This window comes from Microcystis sp. M49636_WE2, from assembly GCF_030065375.1.
Classification (GTDB): Bacteria; Cyanobacteriota; Cyanobacteriia; order Cyanobacteriales; family Microcystaceae; genus Microcystis; species Microcystis aeruginosa_C.
The window spans coordinates 1-16,524 of record NZ_JASJFG010001006.1 but is presented as its reverse complement, the minus strand read 5'-3'; the positions used below and the strand labels follow the sequence as shown (position 1 = coordinate 16,524).

Here is a 16,524-nt window from a genome sequence, read left to right as displayed (position 1 = left end):
TTGTATTTATCGTGTTCGTATTCGTGAGCGTTGACACCGACGACATAGGTTCCCACACCCGAACCTTTACCCGGTGCGGTAATGAGGACTTTTTTAGCTCCTGCGACAATATGCTTAGAAGCGCCCTCTTCATCGACGAAAACACCGGTAGCTTCGATCACTAAATCTACACCCCATTCTGCCCAGGGCAGATTGAGGGGATTGCGATCGGAATAACATTTAATAGTCTTACCGTTAACAATTAAAGAATTATCATCGGCATCGATATTAGCGTTAAGTTTGCCTAACATCGAGTCATATTTGAGCAGGTGAGCGTTACTACGGGGATCGGATGTATCATTGATCCCCACTACCTCCAAGCCACTATCAGTCCGTCCTAACCAACATCTTAGGAAATTACGTCCAATCCGTCCGAAACCATTGATCGCTACTCTAATCACTGCTGCTTGCCCTCTACGTTTTAGTGCAATACATAAAAAAATAATTAATGTTCCCAATCATACCTTAAAGGTTGAACTTTGCGATCCTGATCGGAAATAATTTATTACCTCACCAATCTTATCGGGTTTAAATGAGGAAATTTAATTGATTACAGCGATTTAAAGCCAAAATCAGCCTAAATAGGGTCTGCTGAAAAAGTTTTTCGTGGGGACAGGGTGTGGGGTGTGGGGTGTGGGGTGTGGGGTTTTACCGGTTTTGAGGTGGCCAATTACCTAATTTTTAGGGAAAAAGTCCAAGGATTTTCCCCCTGATCACTCCCATACCTGGTACTTTTTGATTGACAAAAAGTCTAAAAGTCTTACCCAACAAGGTTTTTAGATTTATTCAGCAAACCCTAAATAACCGCTAAAAAATTCTCATAACCCCATTCCCTCTTTAGCTGTCCGCCTTTTCGGTGATCAGATGTGAGTTTTCATTTTACTGATTACTGATCACTTAAAGGTTCCCGCTCCTCTTATCCTCAAAAAAAACTCGTTTACTTTTCTGTAAACGAGTTCACTTTCCATGATACGATTAATAGTCTTGTGAATTATTTGGCAACTGCTACCGGTGCTTTGACGGGCTGGGGCTGCAGGTCGCGTAAACTTGGGAAAAGGAAGTGGTTTTCCTCCACATATTGCGCTCCAAACAGTCCTTTTTCAGCCCAGAAATAGCGATCGGTTGTATGCTCGTTACGCTTAACAACCAATAAAGCTGGTGGGCTAATGCCTATAGCTTGAATATACTTACGCGCCGCAGTTACGGGTTTATCCTCGCCACTTTCAATACTATACTGGGGTACAAGTTCAAGTATCTTACGTCCTTCTTGACGACGGCGACTCTTACGTTTCCGTTTTCTGGCCAACCCAATTACCTCCTGTTTTGGCTAATCGTTGTAATGATAGTTACAAAAGCCGTAGCGATTATATCCCTTCTAGACCAAGAAATCAAGTGTCTCTCACAAAGCCAAGTACAGACAAGTTTGACCGGAAGCTAGACTGGGACTATGTTTAAGTTTTTCTGACAAAAACACTCCCCCAAATCCCGATACAAAACTTATTATTCTTAAACTTTTTTTAATATATACCGCGATCCACCTCTAAAATAGTGACCAAACCCTTGTCCTAATTGCTTTTTGCTGGCTGCCCTCGATCCAAGAGAATCGCCCTTCTCTCCCGTGTAAACTGGGAAATAAAACTCGCAACCCTAGCTTTATCAAGGTTTTCTGATTTTTTACTTTTTACTTTCTTGGTATGCCCTTCTCCTTCCCCTCCCGGACTCCCCTGAGTAATGATTTTATTGCCCTCTGTCAGGCACAGATGGAACTTTTGCGGGAGCAAATGGAAGCAGACAGAAGTGCGGTTTATTTAACTGAACCTTTATCGAGTGATTTAATTCCAGTCGTTGTTTATCCGCCCTTTAATCCCCCTTCTCCCCAAACAAAGCGGCTTTCCTTACAACCAGGGCAACCGGCGGCCGACTTGTTAACTGCGGTTAAGTTAGAAGATTTATCCCACCTCTGGAGTAATCAGGAGACCGTCAGCGGTCATCGCTTGTTTTTACCCTTAATGTATGAAGAGGGCATGATCGGATTATTGGTGACAACCAGAGAAAAACGACCTTGGCAAAGCTGGGAATTAACCCGGATGGAAAAAATCACCCAAACCCTCGCTTTAGCCTGTGTACTCGATCGCCAATTGGGAGAAGAACGCTATTATCGACAATGGCAACGTCAGCGCCTCGATACCTTTCTCCATCAAATCCGCAATCCCCTCACCGCGTTAAAAACCTTTGGTAAACTTCTACTCAAAAGGCTGTTAGCCGAAGAAAGTAACGATCCCGCCATTACCGGTATATTGAGGGAAAGCGATCGAGTTCGGGACTTAATTGCCGAATTTGAGGGACAAATTCAGCAAGAAAGCGAAAATTACCCCACTGTCGATATTCCTCTCCTGCAAGCGCAATCTTCCCCCACTGCCTTTCTCTTGCCTGCTGGCAGCAGCCAACTAACTCCGATCGATATCCATGATATTCTCGATCCGCTGCTCCTTTCCGCCCAAGCGGTAGCCAAAGAGAGAAATCTCAGTTTAGAAAGGATTTACGGGGAAGACATACCACTTATTCGGGCTAATATCCCCGGTTTGCGGGAAGTATTCAGTAATTTAATTGATAATGCCCTCAAATATACTGCTGCTGGCGGAAAAGTTACCGTCGAGGTAAAAAATGTTAAGAATAGTGTAGAAATTGTTTTTAAAGACACGGGTTATGGTATAGCGAGGAGCGATCAAGAAAGAATTTTTCAACGTCACTACCGGGGAGTGCAAGCGGGGGGAGATATACCTGGTACAGGATTGGGGTTAGCGATCGCCAAAGAATTAATTACCAGCATGGGGGGGACGATTGAATTTATCAGTCCTAATCCCGAGGGAACAAGTTCCCTTTATCCTGGCACGGTTTTTCGGGTTAGTATGCCAGTTATACTCGATGATAACCTCAGCATAGAGGGATGATCTGGCCGTAAAATCTGCCGATCAGGACAATCGGTGGGAGTGGTCGGTTAAAATTTCTGAAAAATATCAGTATCAATGTTAACTTGGCCGTGAAGCAAAGAATTAACTAATTATGCCGACTATCGAACAATTAGAACCCGCTAATAAGGCTGATGTGTTAGTATATATGCCCTACTATGCCAAGGACAAACATAGTATCTTGCCCTATGCGATCGCTTTGTATCAAGGAGGAGCTTTAGAAGGTCGTCGTCACATAGAAAATAGCGAAGGGATTCCCTTTGTGGCCTCTTGGTATGTATCAAAATTGCCCTCGGAATTGACCCGTTGTCGTTTACAATTTGAAGGACAGGCCGACCTAAGCTATGAGATGACGATTATTAACGCCGAGTTGATCGAATACCTCATCGATGCGATTAAAACCTTTAAGCAGCTAGGTTCGGCCGACTTTTCGCAGGGATTTTATCGGAAACTGCTGCAATTTGAATGATAAAAGTCGGGATTTTACGGGTTAAAAGGAGCAAATCGTGGCCAAATCAGCCAAATCTATACTTATCTCTTCCCTAGAACCCCTCAGTGGTAAATCGGGAACTGTCGTCGGTTTAGCGCATCTCTTGCGACAAAAAGGACTAGAGATAAGTTACGGCAAACCAGTGGGCAATTGTCCGGGATACGTCGATGGGCAATTGGTCGATGAGGATGTAGAATTTATTCGGCAATTATTAGAATTATCCCCGGAGCAGCTGCGTTTACCCCTGATCTACACTGATGCGGATTCCGTTGCTAAACGTTTACAAGGTGTAGATCAACAGGACTACGGCAATATTCTTGCTGGTTATCTCGATCGAGTTAACAGTGATATTATCCTCCTCGAAGGGCCGGGGACTCTCTGGGAAGGCAGTATTTTTCAGTTATCGATGGGGGAGATGGCCAAAATTCTCCAGACTCCAATCCTATTGGTGGCCCGCTATAGTTCTCCCCTAATTGCCGAGAGTCTGCTGAAAGCAAGAGAGGAATTAAATAATCAGCTGCTGGGGGTAGTGATTAGTGATATCCCGGAAGATGATTGGGAGGAAGTACAATCTCTCCTGAAACCCTATCTGGCCCGCCAAGGTGTGGAAGTTTTAGGACTGTTACCCGCTAGTAAACTGCTGCGCAGTATTAGTGTTCGGGAAATTGTCCATCTTTTGGGGGCCAAAGTATTATGTCGGCCCGATCGTTTAGATTGGATGGTAGAAAGTTTAGCGATCGGGGCAATGAATGTCAACGCCGCTTTAGAATATTTTCGCAAGGGGGAAAATATGGCCGTGATCACGGGCGGCGATCGCACAGACCTACAGTTAGCTGCCCTAGAAACTTCTACCACTTGTTTGATCTTAACTGGTTCCATCTCTCCGGATCCCCTGATTCTGGGCCGGGCCGAGGATTTAGAAGTCCCGATTCTCTCGGTAAATTTAGATACTCTCACCACCGTGGAAATTGTCGATCAGGCCTTCGGCAAGATTCGCTTACAGGAACAGGTAAAAGTCGCTTGTATTCGAGAATTAATGGAGGAACATTTCCAGATCGATCGCCTGTTAGAAAAGTTAACAATAGGGGTGTAATTTCTCCCCGGCTGCCGAGAATTTCATTGGAAATCACTTCATGAGTCTATCATCACCCCCTGTGTCCCCTCCGGTCAAAGAAAATGACTGGAGCTTATTATTAAGATTACTTCCCTACGCAAAAAAGCAAAAAGCCCTGCTATTTTGCTCATTAATACTTCTTTTTCCCCTATCTCTCACGGGGGCGATCCAACCCTTAATTATCGGTCAAGCGGTCTCCCTTTTGCAAAAGGAACAAACTTGGGATTTTTTGGCTCAAATGCCCTTAACAGCAGCCATTAATACCTTAATTATTATCCTGTCAGCTTCGATTATTTTACGACTGATTTTAGGGACAACACAAGGTTATCTAGTGCAGAAAGTCGGTCAGTCCATTACTGCTAATGTCCGGGAAGATTTATTTAGTCATGTTACTTCCCTTTCCTCCAGTTTTTTTGATCGCTCTCCCGTGGGACGTTTAGTCACTCGTTTAACCAGCGATGTGGAAGCATTAGGAGAAGTTTTTGCTAGTGGGGCGATCGGAGTTGTCAGTGATTTGGTCAATATTTTAGTTATTATCATCACCATGTTTACCCTACAATGGCAATTAGCTCTATTGTTGGTGTTGATGTTATTTCCCGTCACTGTTTTAATTATCTTTTTTCAAAAACAATACCGCATCGCTAACTATCAAGTACGCGAGGAATTATCAAAACTTAATGCCCAATTACAGGAAAATGTAGTCGGAGTTAATATTGTTCAATTGTTTCGCCGCGAACGCTTTAACGCTGAAATGTTTCGCGCTACCAATACTCACTATCGTCGCTCCCTAGATAAAACAATTTTTTATGATTCGGCCGTCTCAGCTACGTTGGAATGGATCGGATTAATTGCCGTGGGAGGAGTATTATGGTTAGGCGGGATTTTTATTCTCCAGAAAACCATTGATTTTGGGGTTTTATCGGCTTTTATTTTATTCTCCCAACGTCTCTTTAATCCCCTGCGTCAGTTTGCCGAAAAATTTACCATGTTTCAATCGGGTTTTACTGCTATTGAACGCATTGGGGAATTAATTAGTATTCCCATTGAAATAACCGATTCTAACAATTATAAAGAGATTTCTTTTCCAGAAAAATGTCAAACTGGCGAGATTATTTTTGAAAATGTTTGGTTTGGTTATAAACCTGATGAATATATTATCAAAGGTCTCAATTTTACTATTCATCCGGGTGAAAAAGTCGCTTTAGTCGGTCCCACTGGTGCGGGAAAAAGTTCGATTATTCGTCTTCTCTGTCGTCTTTACGAACCAAGTAAGGGCAGAATTCTAGTGGATGGTATCGATATCCGTTATCTTCCCCAAGGGGAATTAAGACGTTATATTGGTGTCATTCTCCAAGAAACTTTTCTCTTTGCTGGGGATGTTACTCGCAATATTACTTTAGGAGAAAATTATGATTTTGAGCAGGTGAAGGCAGCGGCTAAATTAACTAATATCGATCACTTTATCGAGGAGTTACCCGATGGTTATCATACCCGTTTACGCGAACGGGGCGCAAATTTGTCGGGAGGACAAAAACAATTACTCGCTTTTGCGAGAGTCGCTATTCGTAACCCAGAAATTCTAGTTTTAGATGAAGCTACTGCTAGTTTAGACGTGGGGACAGAAGTATTAATTCAAGAAGCTTTAGAACAGATTTTAGTCGATCGTACTGCTATTATTATCGCCCATCGTCTCTCCACTATTCGCAATGTCGATCGAATTCTTGTGCTGAAACGCGGGGAATTAGTCGAATCGGGAACCCATGAAGATTTATTAACCAAAGACGGCCTCTACGCTAGTTTATCGAAAATTTGGGTTTAAAAGCCCGAAGTTCCAGCATTTGTCTTAAATTTTCCCATTCTTTTGCAAATAATCGACTAATGCCCATAATCCTAAGCGATAACTTTCGGCCCCAAAACCGCTAATCTGTCCGATGGCTATATCGGCAATGTAGGAATGATGACGAAAAGACTCGCGTTTGTAAATATTGCTTAAGTGTACTTCCACACAGGCAATTTTTGTGCCTAAGAGTGCGTCGCGGATGGCGATACTGGTATGAGTATAAGCTGCTGCATTAATCAAAATACCGTCATGCTGACCCCATGCTTGCTGAATCCAGTCCACTAATTGCCCTTCCTGATTGGACTGGTGCGCGGTTAAATTCACCCCTAAACGGGTAGCTTCTTCGCTTAAAAACTGGTTAATCGCTTCTAAATTGACGTTACCGTAGAGATTCGGCTCTCTTTTCCCCAATAGGTTTAAATTCGGCCCGTGTAAAACCAGAATGCTTAGTTTATTCACCACTGTCCTCCCTATGATCACCAGAATTAATCTTATCTCGATCAGGGATTATTGCCTATCAACAGCATTTTTGCCGCTACGGTAATCAGACTAAATCCAGTTATTAAAAACTGATTATTTATTCTCCGTTTTGCAGGAGTGCCTCTCCTGATATGTAGCCCATACTCCACGGATTTAGTATTGCTTCCGATTTTATCACTCAATCCAAGCTTTTGGGGGGTTCTACCCCCCAAACCCCCCGCGCATTAGTTTTTCGGTGGGATGCTTACACGCAGCTGCTGACGCATCTGTAATAATACTAAATTCGGTTATTAAAAACTGATTATTTATTCCCCCTTTTGCCTCTTGCCTTCTGCCTCTTGGCTCTCCTGATATGTAGCCTATGCTCAACGGATTTAGTATAATTTAAGAGTCACTCCCCTTGCAGGAGTGCATCTCCTGATATGTAGCCCATACTCATTGGACTTGCTCCAGGACTATCGCTATATTTGATCAGTGCAGCGGGATGGCAAGGAAGCAGCGATCGCCGATAAATTGGTAGGGAGGGGAGTCCTTAATCATGCACCCCCTGTGCGACAATATATCGAGTTTGCCCTTGGCTAAAACCATTAATTGATGACCTTGCCCATACAAGTTTTACCCCAAGACGTAATTGATTTAATTGCCGCAGGAGAGGTAATCGACTCTTTAGGCGCTGTGGTGCGAGAATTAGTCGAAAATGCCATTGATGCGGGGGCAGATAGGATTACCATCGATATATCTCCGCAAAACTGGCGAATACAAGTATCGGATAACGGTAGGGGAATGTCTAGAGAAGATTTGCAACTGTGTAGCTATGCCCACAGTACCAGCAAAATCCGCCAACGGGACGATCTTTGGCAGATTACCAGTCTCGGATTCCGTGGTGAAGCTTTGCACAGTATCGCACAGGTGGCGCGTCTGCGGGTTGCCAGTCGCCATGACGATGATTTAGGTTGTTATTGTCTTTACAATCACCAGGGCGAGCCGGATAATTTAGAAACGATTCCTATAGCTATCGGCACTATCGTCACGGTAGAGAATCTCTTTGGTAACTTTCCCGTGCGTCGTCAAGCTTTACCGTCAATTAACAAACAATTAAAGGATATACAGACTTTAATTCATAATTTTGCTCTCTGTCATCCCCAAATTACTTGGCAGGTTTTCCAAGATCATCAAGATTGGTTACGCATTAGTCCGGGTAAGGATGCCAGTCAAATATTACCCCAATTAGTTAAATCTCTGCATTTTAACGATTTAGCATCCCTAAAACTTGACTTAACGACTCCTGACGCAGAATTGGCTCAAATTGAATTAGTCATCGGTTTGCCCGATCGCATTTCTCGCCATCAACCGGATTGGGTTAAAATTGCTGTTAATGGGCGAATGGTGCGCTCATCGGAGTTAGAACAGGCAATATTTAAAGCTTTCGCTCGCACAGTCCCTAAAGATCGCTATCCCGTTTGTTTTCTCCATCTACATCTTAACCCCCGTTCGATCGATTGGAATCGTCACCCAGCTAAAGCGGAAATATACCTGCATAACCTTGTTTTTTGGCAAGAACAGATAATTTCAGCCATAGACAAGGCGTTAGGACTAAATCCCGAACATATACCCGAAAAAGCGCAAAATCAGCGCGTCAGTCAAATTCTCAAGGCTGCCGAGGAAAAAAGCACTTATACAATAGGGGAAAAATCCAGGAAAAATCGGCTGGAATTAAAGGCATTAGCCCAAATTCACCAAACTTATATAGTTGCTGAACATCCTAACGGATTATGGTTAGTGGAACAACATATTGCCCATGAGCGGGTTTTGTACGAACGTTTAGAGGATAACTGGGAAATCGTGCCGTTAGATACTCCGATCATCTTAAATCAGTTAACTACTCGACAAGTCGAACAATTACAACGTTTAGGATTAGAAGTTGCTAGTTTTGGCGATCGTTCTTGGGCTATTCGTAGTATTCCTGTTCTACTAAAAGAGCGGCAGGATCGGGCTGATGCTTTACTAGAATTAAGTTTAGGGGGCGATTTACAAACCGCTCAGGTGGCCACCGCTTGCCGTAGTGCGATCCGCAACGGTACAGCTTTAAGTTTAGAAGAAATGCAGAATTTACTCGATGATTGGCAAAATACTCGTAATCCCCGCACTTGTCCCCACGGAAGACCGATTTACTTATCCTTAGAAGAAACCTCGCTCGCTCGCTTCTTCCGTCGTCATTGGGTAATCGGCAAAAGTCACGGCATTTAATCAGTTATCAGTGATCAGTTATCAGTTATAGTCATTTCAATTAAGATTGAGAATATCAATGCTAGAGTTAATAAGGGTTTAACTGGTCTAGAGTGTATCAGACTTATCTGAAATGACTATATCAGTGATCAGTTATCAGTTATCAGTGAACTGTTTACTGAAAATTGGCAGATATGGTTAGGGAGCATCTCATACTAAATCCGTTAAGTATAGGCTACATATCAGGACAGGCAAAAGGCAATAGGCAATAGGCAATAGGAGCAATAGATAATCAGTTTTTAATAACCAGATTTAGTATCACTTTTTAATAACTGGATTTAGTGTCAGTTTTTTGCTCCCCTCTCCCTTCTCTCATAGGGTTAGATGCGTCATCAGACGCATCCTCTCTGTTTAGGTTTTCTTACATTTTGCTGAGAATACGCTGGACTATATCCATTCCTGTGAAGGCTTGCCAGCCAAAAAGACCTAAAATGACGGCATTAAGGGTAATATGGGTGATTCTAGCCAATTCGTTGCCTTTTTGCATTAAAGGTACTAAAGCGGCACTGATTGAGATTAAACCCACCATCCCTAAACCGGCCAGCAGATGGGGCCCGACAAATAATTTACCGTTATTAATATAAGTCACCGCCATAGCCCCGATCGTCCCCAACACCATTAAAGCCAGGATTAGGGAGCCAATTTGATAGTGTTTAGTGCGAAAATTTTTGGGCAATAATTCTTTTTTTAGGTCTTTATCTGCTGTCCGCGTCCGTCGCCATTGTAGCCCCGAATAGAGGGCATAGATAGTTAATCCTAATAAAACCCACATGAGAATGGGATGGCCAAATTGTGACCAAGTTTTTACGGCACTGGGAATCTCGAAGTTCATAGTTGTCTGTTCTCATCAAAGATCGCTTCTTAATAAAAATTAACATGAATCGCTCGCGCTTCCTTGTTTTCTGGGTCACTAGACCTGTCATACTAAATCCCGTTTAAAAGGTGTAGGGTGTGGGGTGTGGGGAGAATAAATAAAAATAGTCTCCGGACGACCGACGACCGATCCCTATCTCCATTACTACTATCTTTAGGTACACCAACGTTTAAATCAACCAAGCTCGATCGCAAATCGCTATGATAGAATATTGGGTCTTTAATTTCCGTCCCCTTCTCCTCTTATGAAACTGCCTGTCGTCGCTATTATCGGTCGTCCCAATGTGGGCAAATCCACCCTCGTCAATCGTATCGCTGGAGATCAACAGGCGATCGTTTTTGATCAACCCGGGATTACCAGAGATCGCACCTATCAACCAGCTTTCTGGTGCGATCGAGATTTTCAAATTGTCGATACAGGAGGGCTAGTTTTTAACGATGACAGCGAATTTCTCCCTTTAATCCGCGAACAGGCTTTAATCGCCCTAGCAGAGGCAAGTGTGGCGATTTTTGTCGTCGATGGGCAAGGGGGAATTACCGCCGGCGATCGAGAAATTGCCGCTTGGTTACGACAGCAAAATGTCCCGATACTTTTGGCCGTCAATAAATGTGAATCGGTGGAACAGGGTATCCTGCAAGCGACGGAATTCTGGGAATTAGCCATCGGTGAACCCTTCCCCATCTCGGCCATTCACGGTTCTGGTACAGGTGAACTACTCGATGCGGTGATTAAATATTTGCCACCCGCGGCGGAAATTCCCGAAAATGAAGAGATTAAAGTGGCAATTATCGGTCGTCCTAACGTGGGTAAATCCAGTCTCCTCAATGCTTTAACTGGACAACAACGGGCGATCGTCAGTCCGATTTCGGGAACCACTAGAGACTCGATCGATACTTTAATTGAACGAGAAGGACAGGTTTATCGGTTAATTGACACCGCTGGCATTCGCCGTAAGAAGAATGTGGACTATGGAGCCGAATTTTTCAGTATTAACCGTGCTTTTAAGGCAATTCGCCGGTCTGACGTGGTGTTATTCGTCATCGATGTGCTAGATGGTGTCACCGAACAGGATTTAAAATTAGCGGGACGAATCATTGAAGAAGGGCGTGCGGTGGTGCTAGTGGTCAATAAATGGGATGCGGTGGAGAAAGACACCTACACCATCAATACTTACACCAAAATGCTCCAGGATCGGCTGTATTTCATGGATTGGGCAGAAATGATCTTTGTCAGCGCCATGACGGGGCAAAGAGTCACTAAAATCCTCGAATTAGTTGATATTGCCGCCGAATCTCACCGTCGTCGCGTCAGTACCTCGGTAATCAACGATGTGATCGAAGATGCGGTTAAATGGCACAATCCCCCCACCACCAGAGGCGGAAAACAGGGGAAACTATACTATGGCACGCAAGTATCGAGTCAACCCCCCACGATCGCCCTTTTTGTTAACGATCCCCAGCGCTTTAATGATAACTATCGCCGTTACATCGAAGGGCAATTCCGGCAACAGTTAGGCTTTAAAGGAACCCCGATCCGCTTAATCTGGCGCGGCAAACCGGCGCGAGAAGTGGAAAAAACGGTTAATAGAGCCACCAAGGTCTAATTTATGGATTTATTGCGAAGTTTGCCCATCGGTCTTTATCTCGATCAACCGATTACCCGACTACATCAACTGGATGCGCGGGTAAAATTTATCTGGTTAATGGCTTTTTTAGCAGCACCTTTATTAGCTAATCCTTGGTGGCGTTTAGCTTTGGTGGGATTGTTAATGTTGTTAACCCTGTTGGCCCCTATTCCTCCCCGCGTCTGGCGGCAACAGATGGGCTGGCTGATATTTTTGGCGATTATTGTCTTTCTGATTACTGCTATCACTCCCGATGGTTTAGGGGTGAGTATTCAGCCGCGTTTGCCGGAGGAAGGGCTGAATTTACCGCCAGCAAGTGATTATCAGTATGTTTTATGGGATAGAGGTCGTTTATTTGTTACCCGACGTTCTTTGGAATTAGCAGTGAGAATTAGTACCTTAGTTTTTACTTTAATTTATAGCACTAATCTCTTTTTATTGACGACGGCCCCGGAAGAAATTACCGAAGGTTTAGAGAATTTAATGAGTCCTTTACGGCGATTTAATGTGCCAGTGACAGAAATTTCTCTGACTCTTACCCTATCTTTGCGCTTTATTCCCCTGGTTTTAGAAGAAGTGCAAAATCTAGCTAGGTCAGTGCGAACTAGGGCGATCGATTGGCAAAAATTAGGGATTAAAAGAAGTTTAAACGTCTGGTTAACAGTAGTGGAAAAATTACTAGATAATTTGCTTTTACGCGCCGAACAAATAGCGATCGCTATGGAGGTTCGCGGTTTTACCAGTCCCAATCAGCATCAAGTTCGCTGGCACCAATTACAGTTAAGATGGGCTGATTTTATTGCTTTATTTTTGTTAATTCCCTTTTGGGCAGCCCGATTAGTTTGGGGTGGTTTATAGCAGTTATCAGTTATCAGTTATCAGTTATCAGTTATCAGTTATCACTTCACTGATTACTCTTTACTGTTTACTAAAAAAACTCGCCACTCGCCAATTTCCTACTACAGATAGATATGTAAATATCTCAAAAGTATTACCTATAAAAGCAAGTTACGGCCTTTCTCATAAAGATGAAGTATGACGGTATTTAGCATCATCTCCAGAGGACTAGCTACTTTTCCGACGTTCCGCAGTGGCGACGTTACCCAAAAGGAGACTTCGTACCTCATCATTGAGATAACTACTTTACGAGCGATCACCAATCTTTCCCAGTGATTGGGAGAAGACTTAAAAGGAAATCTCACCGAAGAGATGAGTTTTCACCCATAAACGATCAGTCGAAACTAGGGGAAAAGCGCCAATTCAGACTTGAATTGGCGTGTTTTTAAGTCAGAATCAGCACAATTACTCGATAGATGTTTTAATTTCTTCCCAAGTAATTATCTGATCGGGATTTCTTTTATAATCATCAACTTAAAAAGATTTAATCGTGTTTAAAGATTCGGTAACGTGAGCTTTAAAATCTAACATAGAATCAAAAATATGTCTGACGATTCCCGCTTTATCAATGATATAGGTAACTCGTCCGGGGAGGACGAATAGAGTAGAGGGAACACCGAATAATTTCCGCACTCGGTTATCACTATCACTTAAAAGAGTGAAGGGAAGATTATATTTTTGGGCAAATTGTTGATGAGATTGGGGACTATCGGCACTAATACCAATAACTTCCGCACCTGCATCGGTAAACACTTCATAACTATCGCGGAAAGCGCAGGATTCTGCGGTACAACCCGGAGTATCATCTTTGGGATAGAAATAAATTACTAGGGATTTTTTACCGATTAAATCGCCGATATTAACCGTTGCCCCTGTTTGGGAAGGGAGAGAAAAATTAGGAACTTGATCGCCTACTTTTATAGCTGCCATAAGATTAATTAATCGATAGATAATTGTGGATAGGTTGATACTTTACATTCTAACCTTTTTTGGCCTTTTGTTTAGAGCGTTTAGCGGCAGCTTTGGCCGCTTTTTCCGCTTCAATGCGTTTTTGTTCGGCTTTTTGTTTTTCTTCGTCTAGTTTTTCTAGATAATAGTGATAATCTCCCGCATAGGCAATTAATTCGCCGTCCCGAATCTCGACAATTTTGTTAGCTACCTGGGAGATAAAATAACGATCATGGGAAACAATTAAAACCGTGCCTTCATAAACTTTTAAAGCCGATTCTAACATTTCCTTGGCGGGAATATCGAGGTGATTAGTGGGTTCATCGAGAATCAATAAGTTAGCGGGAGCAAGTAACATTTTGGCTAAAGCAAGACGCGCTTTTTCGCCACCACTCAAAGATTCTACTCTTTTTAATACCGTTTCCCCACTGAATAAAAATCGCCCTAAAAGACTGCGAACTTCCACATCTTTCCAATCGGGAACTTCATCATGAATCGTATTTAAAACGGTTTTAGTTAGGTCTAAAGCTTCCGCTTGGTTCTGCTCAAAATAACTAGGAATAACGTTATGTTTACCGATTTCAATCGAGCCTTCTGTGGGGGGTTCTAACCCAACAATTAAACGTAAAAGCGTGGATTTTCCTGCACCATTTGGGCCTAAAAAAGCGACTCTATCGCCCCTTTCTATTTCCAGATTTGCTCCCAAAAAGAGAATTTTATCATCGTAAATGTGAACAAGATTTTTGATAGTTACCACTTCCCGACCACTACGCACTGCTGGAGGAAACTGGAATTTTAAGGTACGCACATCGGCGATTGGGGCTTCAATTTTTTCCACCTTTTCTAATTGTTTTTCCCGGCTTTTTGCTTGGGTGCTACGGGTGGCACTGGCCCGGAACCGATCCACGAAAGCTTGCTGTTTTTCTAGTTCTTTTTGCTGACGTTCGTAGGCACTTAACTGAGCGGATTGTTGTTCGTATTTTTGCTGTAGATAGGCAGAATAATTACCTAAATAAGTGGTAGAAACTCCCCTTTCAGTTTCGACAATTTTGGTACAGAGGCGATCGAGAAATTCCCGGTCGTGGGAAACTATGACCATGGGAGTAGTTAAATCCTTGAGGAATTTTTCTAACCATTCAATGGTTTCTAAGTCTAAATGGTTAGTGGGTTCATCGAGGAGTAAAATATCGGGAGTTTGTAGGAGAATTTTGCCTAAACTCATCCGCATTTGCCAACCACCACTAAAGGAACTTACCAAGCGATCGCCGTCATCAATAGTAAAGCCCATTTCTGGTAAAATTTTCTCGATGCGTGCTTCTAATCCATAACCATCTAACCCTTCAAATTGTCTTTGTAAGCGATCCAATTGATGAATTAAGCGATCTAATTCTTCGGGATCGGCTTTTTCCATGTGCTGGGGAATTTCTATTAGTTGATGGTGGACTTGATTCGCTTCTTGAAACACCGTCCAAAATTCCTCGCGTACCGTCCGACGGGGATCCACTTCAAATTCTTGGGTAAGATAGCCGATATGGAGACTGGTAGGACGGATGATCTCTCCGGCGGTGGGTTCCACTTCCCCCATAATAATCTTTAGTTGGGTGGATTTTCCGGCCCCATTGACTCCCACCAACCCGATGCGATCGCCAGTTTTTACTTCCCAAGTGACATCTTTTAACACTTCTCCCGTCGGGTAAATCTTACTAATTCTCTCTAGTCGTAGCATCGTTGATTTTTCTCCAGTCTTAGGCCGGTGAGGCAGTCCGCCTTTATTGTAACATTTAGTTAAGCTTTATCTGGTCTTTGTCAAGTTTTCCCAATTGAGCCACCTGACACTATTTTTTATCTGAAAGAGATAATAATGCTTAATCCCTACCCCATAAAAAAAGAAACAGCTAGTTTCATCACCAGAGATGGAATTAGTTTAGCTGCCGATATTTATCGTCCCGATAGTAGGGAATCTTTTCCTATTTTACTAATGCGACAACCCTACGGAAAAACGATCGCTTCTACGGTGGTTTATGCCCATCCTAGCTGGTATGCACGTCGGGGTTATATTGTGGTAATTCAGGATGTCCGGGGACGGGGAAACTCGACGGGAAATTTTAATTTATTTGCCCATGAAATTAGCGACGGATTAGAAACTATTGAATGGGTTTTAACTATTCCTAATAATACGGGTGTGGTGGGAATGTATGGTTTTTCCTATCAGGGAATGACCCAATTATATGCCGCTGCCAATGGTCATAGCGCTTTAAAAACTATTTGCCCAGCGATGATTGCTCACGATTTATATCGAGATTGGGCCTATGAAAATGAAGCATTTAATTTACAATATAATCTTGCTTGGGCAATACAATTAGCTGCGGAAACAGCTAGATTAAAAGGGGACGAAACTGCCTATCAAAAACTCTGGGTAGCTTCCCGAAATTTACCCCTTTTTGATCCTATTGCAGCCTCTCCCCAAATTTTACAGGATTTGGCCGCCGATTCTTTTTATCACGATTGGATTACTCGTTATCTTCCCGATGACTATTGGCAAAATTTATCACCGCAACACCTTTTAAAAAATATCGATTTACCGATGTTACATATCGGGGGTTGGTTCGATCCTCATCTCCGGGGAACTTTGAGTTTATACCAAGAAATGCAAAGTCGTTCTATCTATCCCCAACGACTAATTATTGGTCCTTGGACTCATCTACCTTGGGGGAGAAAAGTAGGAGAGATAGATTATGGTCAAGAGGCAATTAGTCCCGTGGATAAAATGCAGCTGCAATGGTTTGATTATTTCTTAAAAGGTCAGGAAGTGGAGTTATTTGAAAATCCTCCTATGTATCTATTTCAAATGGGGTCTAATCAATGGCGATATCTGGAGAAGTTTCCCAGAGAAAATCAGCAAATTTATTATCTTGCTAGTCAAGGTTTAGCCAATCTGCGCGAGGATGAGGGGAAATTAAGCG

14 protein-coding genes are annotated in these 16,524 nt (G+C 42.9%); 8 read left to right on the top strand and 6 right to left on the bottom strand.

What is annotated here, in order from left to right; translation table 11 throughout:
• Together PX484_RS23155 and PX484_RS23150 are read right to left on the bottom strand one after the other, a co-directional pair.
• The coding region (locus PX484_RS23155) for a glyceraldehyde 3-phosphate dehydrogenase NAD-binding domain-containing protein (RefSeq protein ID WP_288105727.1) at window positions 1-440 on the bottom strand (440 nt) is incomplete at its 3' end.
• A gap of 590 nt (window positions 441-1,030) precedes the next feature.
• Window positions 1,031-1,345: a DUF3155 domain-containing protein gene (locus PX484_RS23150; RefSeq protein ID WP_287766590.1), complete on the bottom strand. Its 315-nt coding sequence runs from the start codon at window positions 1,343-1,345 to the stop codon at window positions 1,031-1,033.
• Between the two features lie 388 nt (window positions 1,346-1,733).
• Between PX484_RS23150 and PX484_RS23145 the strand changes: the two genes are divergently transcribed.
• From PX484_RS23145 to PX484_RS23130, 4 genes are all read left to right on the top strand, one after another.
• Window positions 1,734-2,990 (top strand): GAF domain-containing sensor histidine kinase, encoded by a 1,257-nt coding sequence (locus PX484_RS23145; RefSeq protein WP_287766589.1) that lies wholly within the window; start codon window positions 1,734-1,736, stop codon window positions 2,988-2,990.
• Between the two features lie 112 nt (window positions 2,991-3,102).
• Window positions 3,103-3,477 (top strand): type IV pilus biogenesis protein EbsA, encoded by a 375-nt coding sequence (ebsA, locus tag PX484_RS23140; RefSeq protein WP_271936327.1) that lies wholly within the window; start codon window positions 3,103-3,105, stop codon window positions 3,475-3,477.
• A gap of 37 nt (window positions 3,478-3,514) precedes the next feature.
• Window positions 3,515-4,591, top strand: coding sequence for a phosphotransacetylase family protein (locus tag PX484_RS23135; protein WP_287766588.1), 1,077 nt, complete (start codon window positions 3,515-3,517; stop codon window positions 4,589-4,591).
• 40 nt (window positions 4,592-4,631) lie between these two features.
• The gene (locus PX484_RS23130; RefSeq protein WP_287668911.1) at window positions 4,632-6,431 is read left to right on the top strand and encodes an ABC transporter ATP-binding protein; all 1,800 of its coding nucleotides are present in this window, start codon (window positions 4,632-4,634) and stop codon (window positions 6,429-6,431) included.
• A 24-nt stretch (window positions 6,432-6,455) separates the two neighbouring features.
• On the opposite strand, the gene aroQ is transcribed toward PX484_RS23130, so the two are convergent.
• Window positions 6,456-6,911, bottom strand: a complete 456-nt coding sequence (gene aroQ / locus PX484_RS23125) for a type II 3-dehydroquinate dehydratase (protein WP_159251592.1) — start codon at window positions 6,909-6,911, stop codon at window positions 6,456-6,458.
• Window positions 6,912-7,526: 615 nt separating this feature from the next.
• Here aroQ and mutL point away from each other — a divergent pair.
• A complete protein-coding gene (mutL, locus tag PX484_RS23120; RefSeq protein WP_004268088.1) occupies window positions 7,527-9,179 on the top strand; it encodes a DNA mismatch repair endonuclease MutL in 1,653 nt (550 codons plus the stop codon).
• 400 nt (window positions 9,180-9,579) lie between these two features.
• Here mutL and PX484_RS23115 read toward each other — a convergent pair whose 3' ends face one another.
• Window positions 9,580-10,050 (bottom strand): DUF4079 domain-containing protein, encoded by a 471-nt coding sequence (locus PX484_RS23115; protein WP_002735750.1) that lies wholly within the window; start codon window positions 10,048-10,050, stop codon window positions 9,580-9,582.
• Between the two features lie 286 nt (window positions 10,051-10,336).
• Here PX484_RS23115 and der point away from each other — a divergent pair, with 286 nt between their 5' ends.
• Window positions 10,337-11,695, top strand: coding sequence for a ribosome biogenesis GTPase Der (gene der, locus PX484_RS23110; protein ID WP_004268090.1), 1,359 nt, complete (start codon window positions 10,337-10,339; stop codon window positions 11,693-11,695).
• Window positions 11,696-11,698: 3 nt separating this feature from the next.
• Window positions 11,699-12,574 (top strand): energy-coupling factor transporter transmembrane component T family protein, encoded by an 876-nt coding sequence (locus tag PX484_RS23105; RefSeq protein WP_287766586.1) that lies wholly within the window; start codon window positions 11,699-11,701, stop codon window positions 12,572-12,574.
• Between the two features lie 513 nt (window positions 12,575-13,087).
• Here the strand turns inward: PX484_RS23105 and PX484_RS23100 are convergent.
• The gene (locus PX484_RS23100; protein ID WP_287668904.1) at window positions 13,088-13,543 is read right to left on the bottom strand and encodes a peroxiredoxin; all 456 of its coding nucleotides are present in this window, start codon (window positions 13,541-13,543) and stop codon (window positions 13,088-13,090) included.
• 49 nt (window positions 13,544-13,592) lie between these two features.
• On the bottom strand, window positions 13,593-15,287 hold the full coding sequence (locus PX484_RS23095) for an ABC-F family ATP-binding cassette domain-containing protein (RefSeq protein WP_004268096.1): 1,695 nt from the start codon (window positions 15,285-15,287) through the stop codon (window positions 13,593-13,595).
• Between the two features lie 135 nt (window positions 15,288-15,422).
• Here PX484_RS23095 and PX484_RS23090 point away from each other — a divergent pair.
• A partial coding sequence (locus PX484_RS23090; protein WP_288105718.1) for a CocE/NonD family hydrolase occupies window positions 15,423-16,524 on the top strand: 1,102 nt, incomplete at its 3' end.

What these genes read in the sequence shown, in the direction of transcription:
- PX484_RS23145 (WP_287766589.1), top strand. Translation starts at nt 1,734, where the DNA reads ATGCCCTTCTCCTTCCCCTCCCGGACTCCCCTGAGTAATGATTTTATT.
- ebsA (WP_271936327.1), top strand. Translation starts at nt 3,103, where the DNA reads ATGCCGACTATCGAACAATTAGAACCCGCTAATAAGGCTGATGTGTTA.
- PX484_RS23130 (WP_287668911.1), top strand. Translation starts at nt 4,632, where the DNA reads ATGAGTCTATCATCACCCCCTGTGTCCCCTCCGGTCAAAGAAAATGAC.
- mutL (WP_004268088.1), top strand. Translation starts at nt 7,527, where the DNA reads ATGACCTTGCCCATACAAGTTTTACCCCAAGACGTAATTGATTTAATT.
- PX484_RS23115 (WP_002735750.1), bottom strand. Translation starts at nt 10,050, where the DNA reads ATGAACTTCGAGATTCCCAGTGCCGTAAAAACTTGGTCACAATTTGGC.
- der (WP_004268090.1), top strand. Translation starts at nt 10,337, where the DNA reads ATGAAACTGCCTGTCGTCGCTATTATCGGTCGTCCCAATGTGGGCAAA.
- PX484_RS23105 (WP_287766586.1), top strand. Translation starts at nt 11,699, where the DNA reads ATGGATTTATTGCGAAGTTTGCCCATCGGTCTTTATCTCGATCAACCG.
- PX484_RS23100 (WP_287668904.1), bottom strand. Translation starts at nt 13,543, where the DNA reads ATGGCAGCTATAAAAGTAGGCGATCAAGTTCCTAATTTTTCTCTCCCT.
- PX484_RS23095 (WP_004268096.1), bottom strand. Translation starts at nt 15,287, where the DNA reads ATGCTACGACTAGAGAGAATTAGTAAGATTTACCCGACGGGAGAAGTG.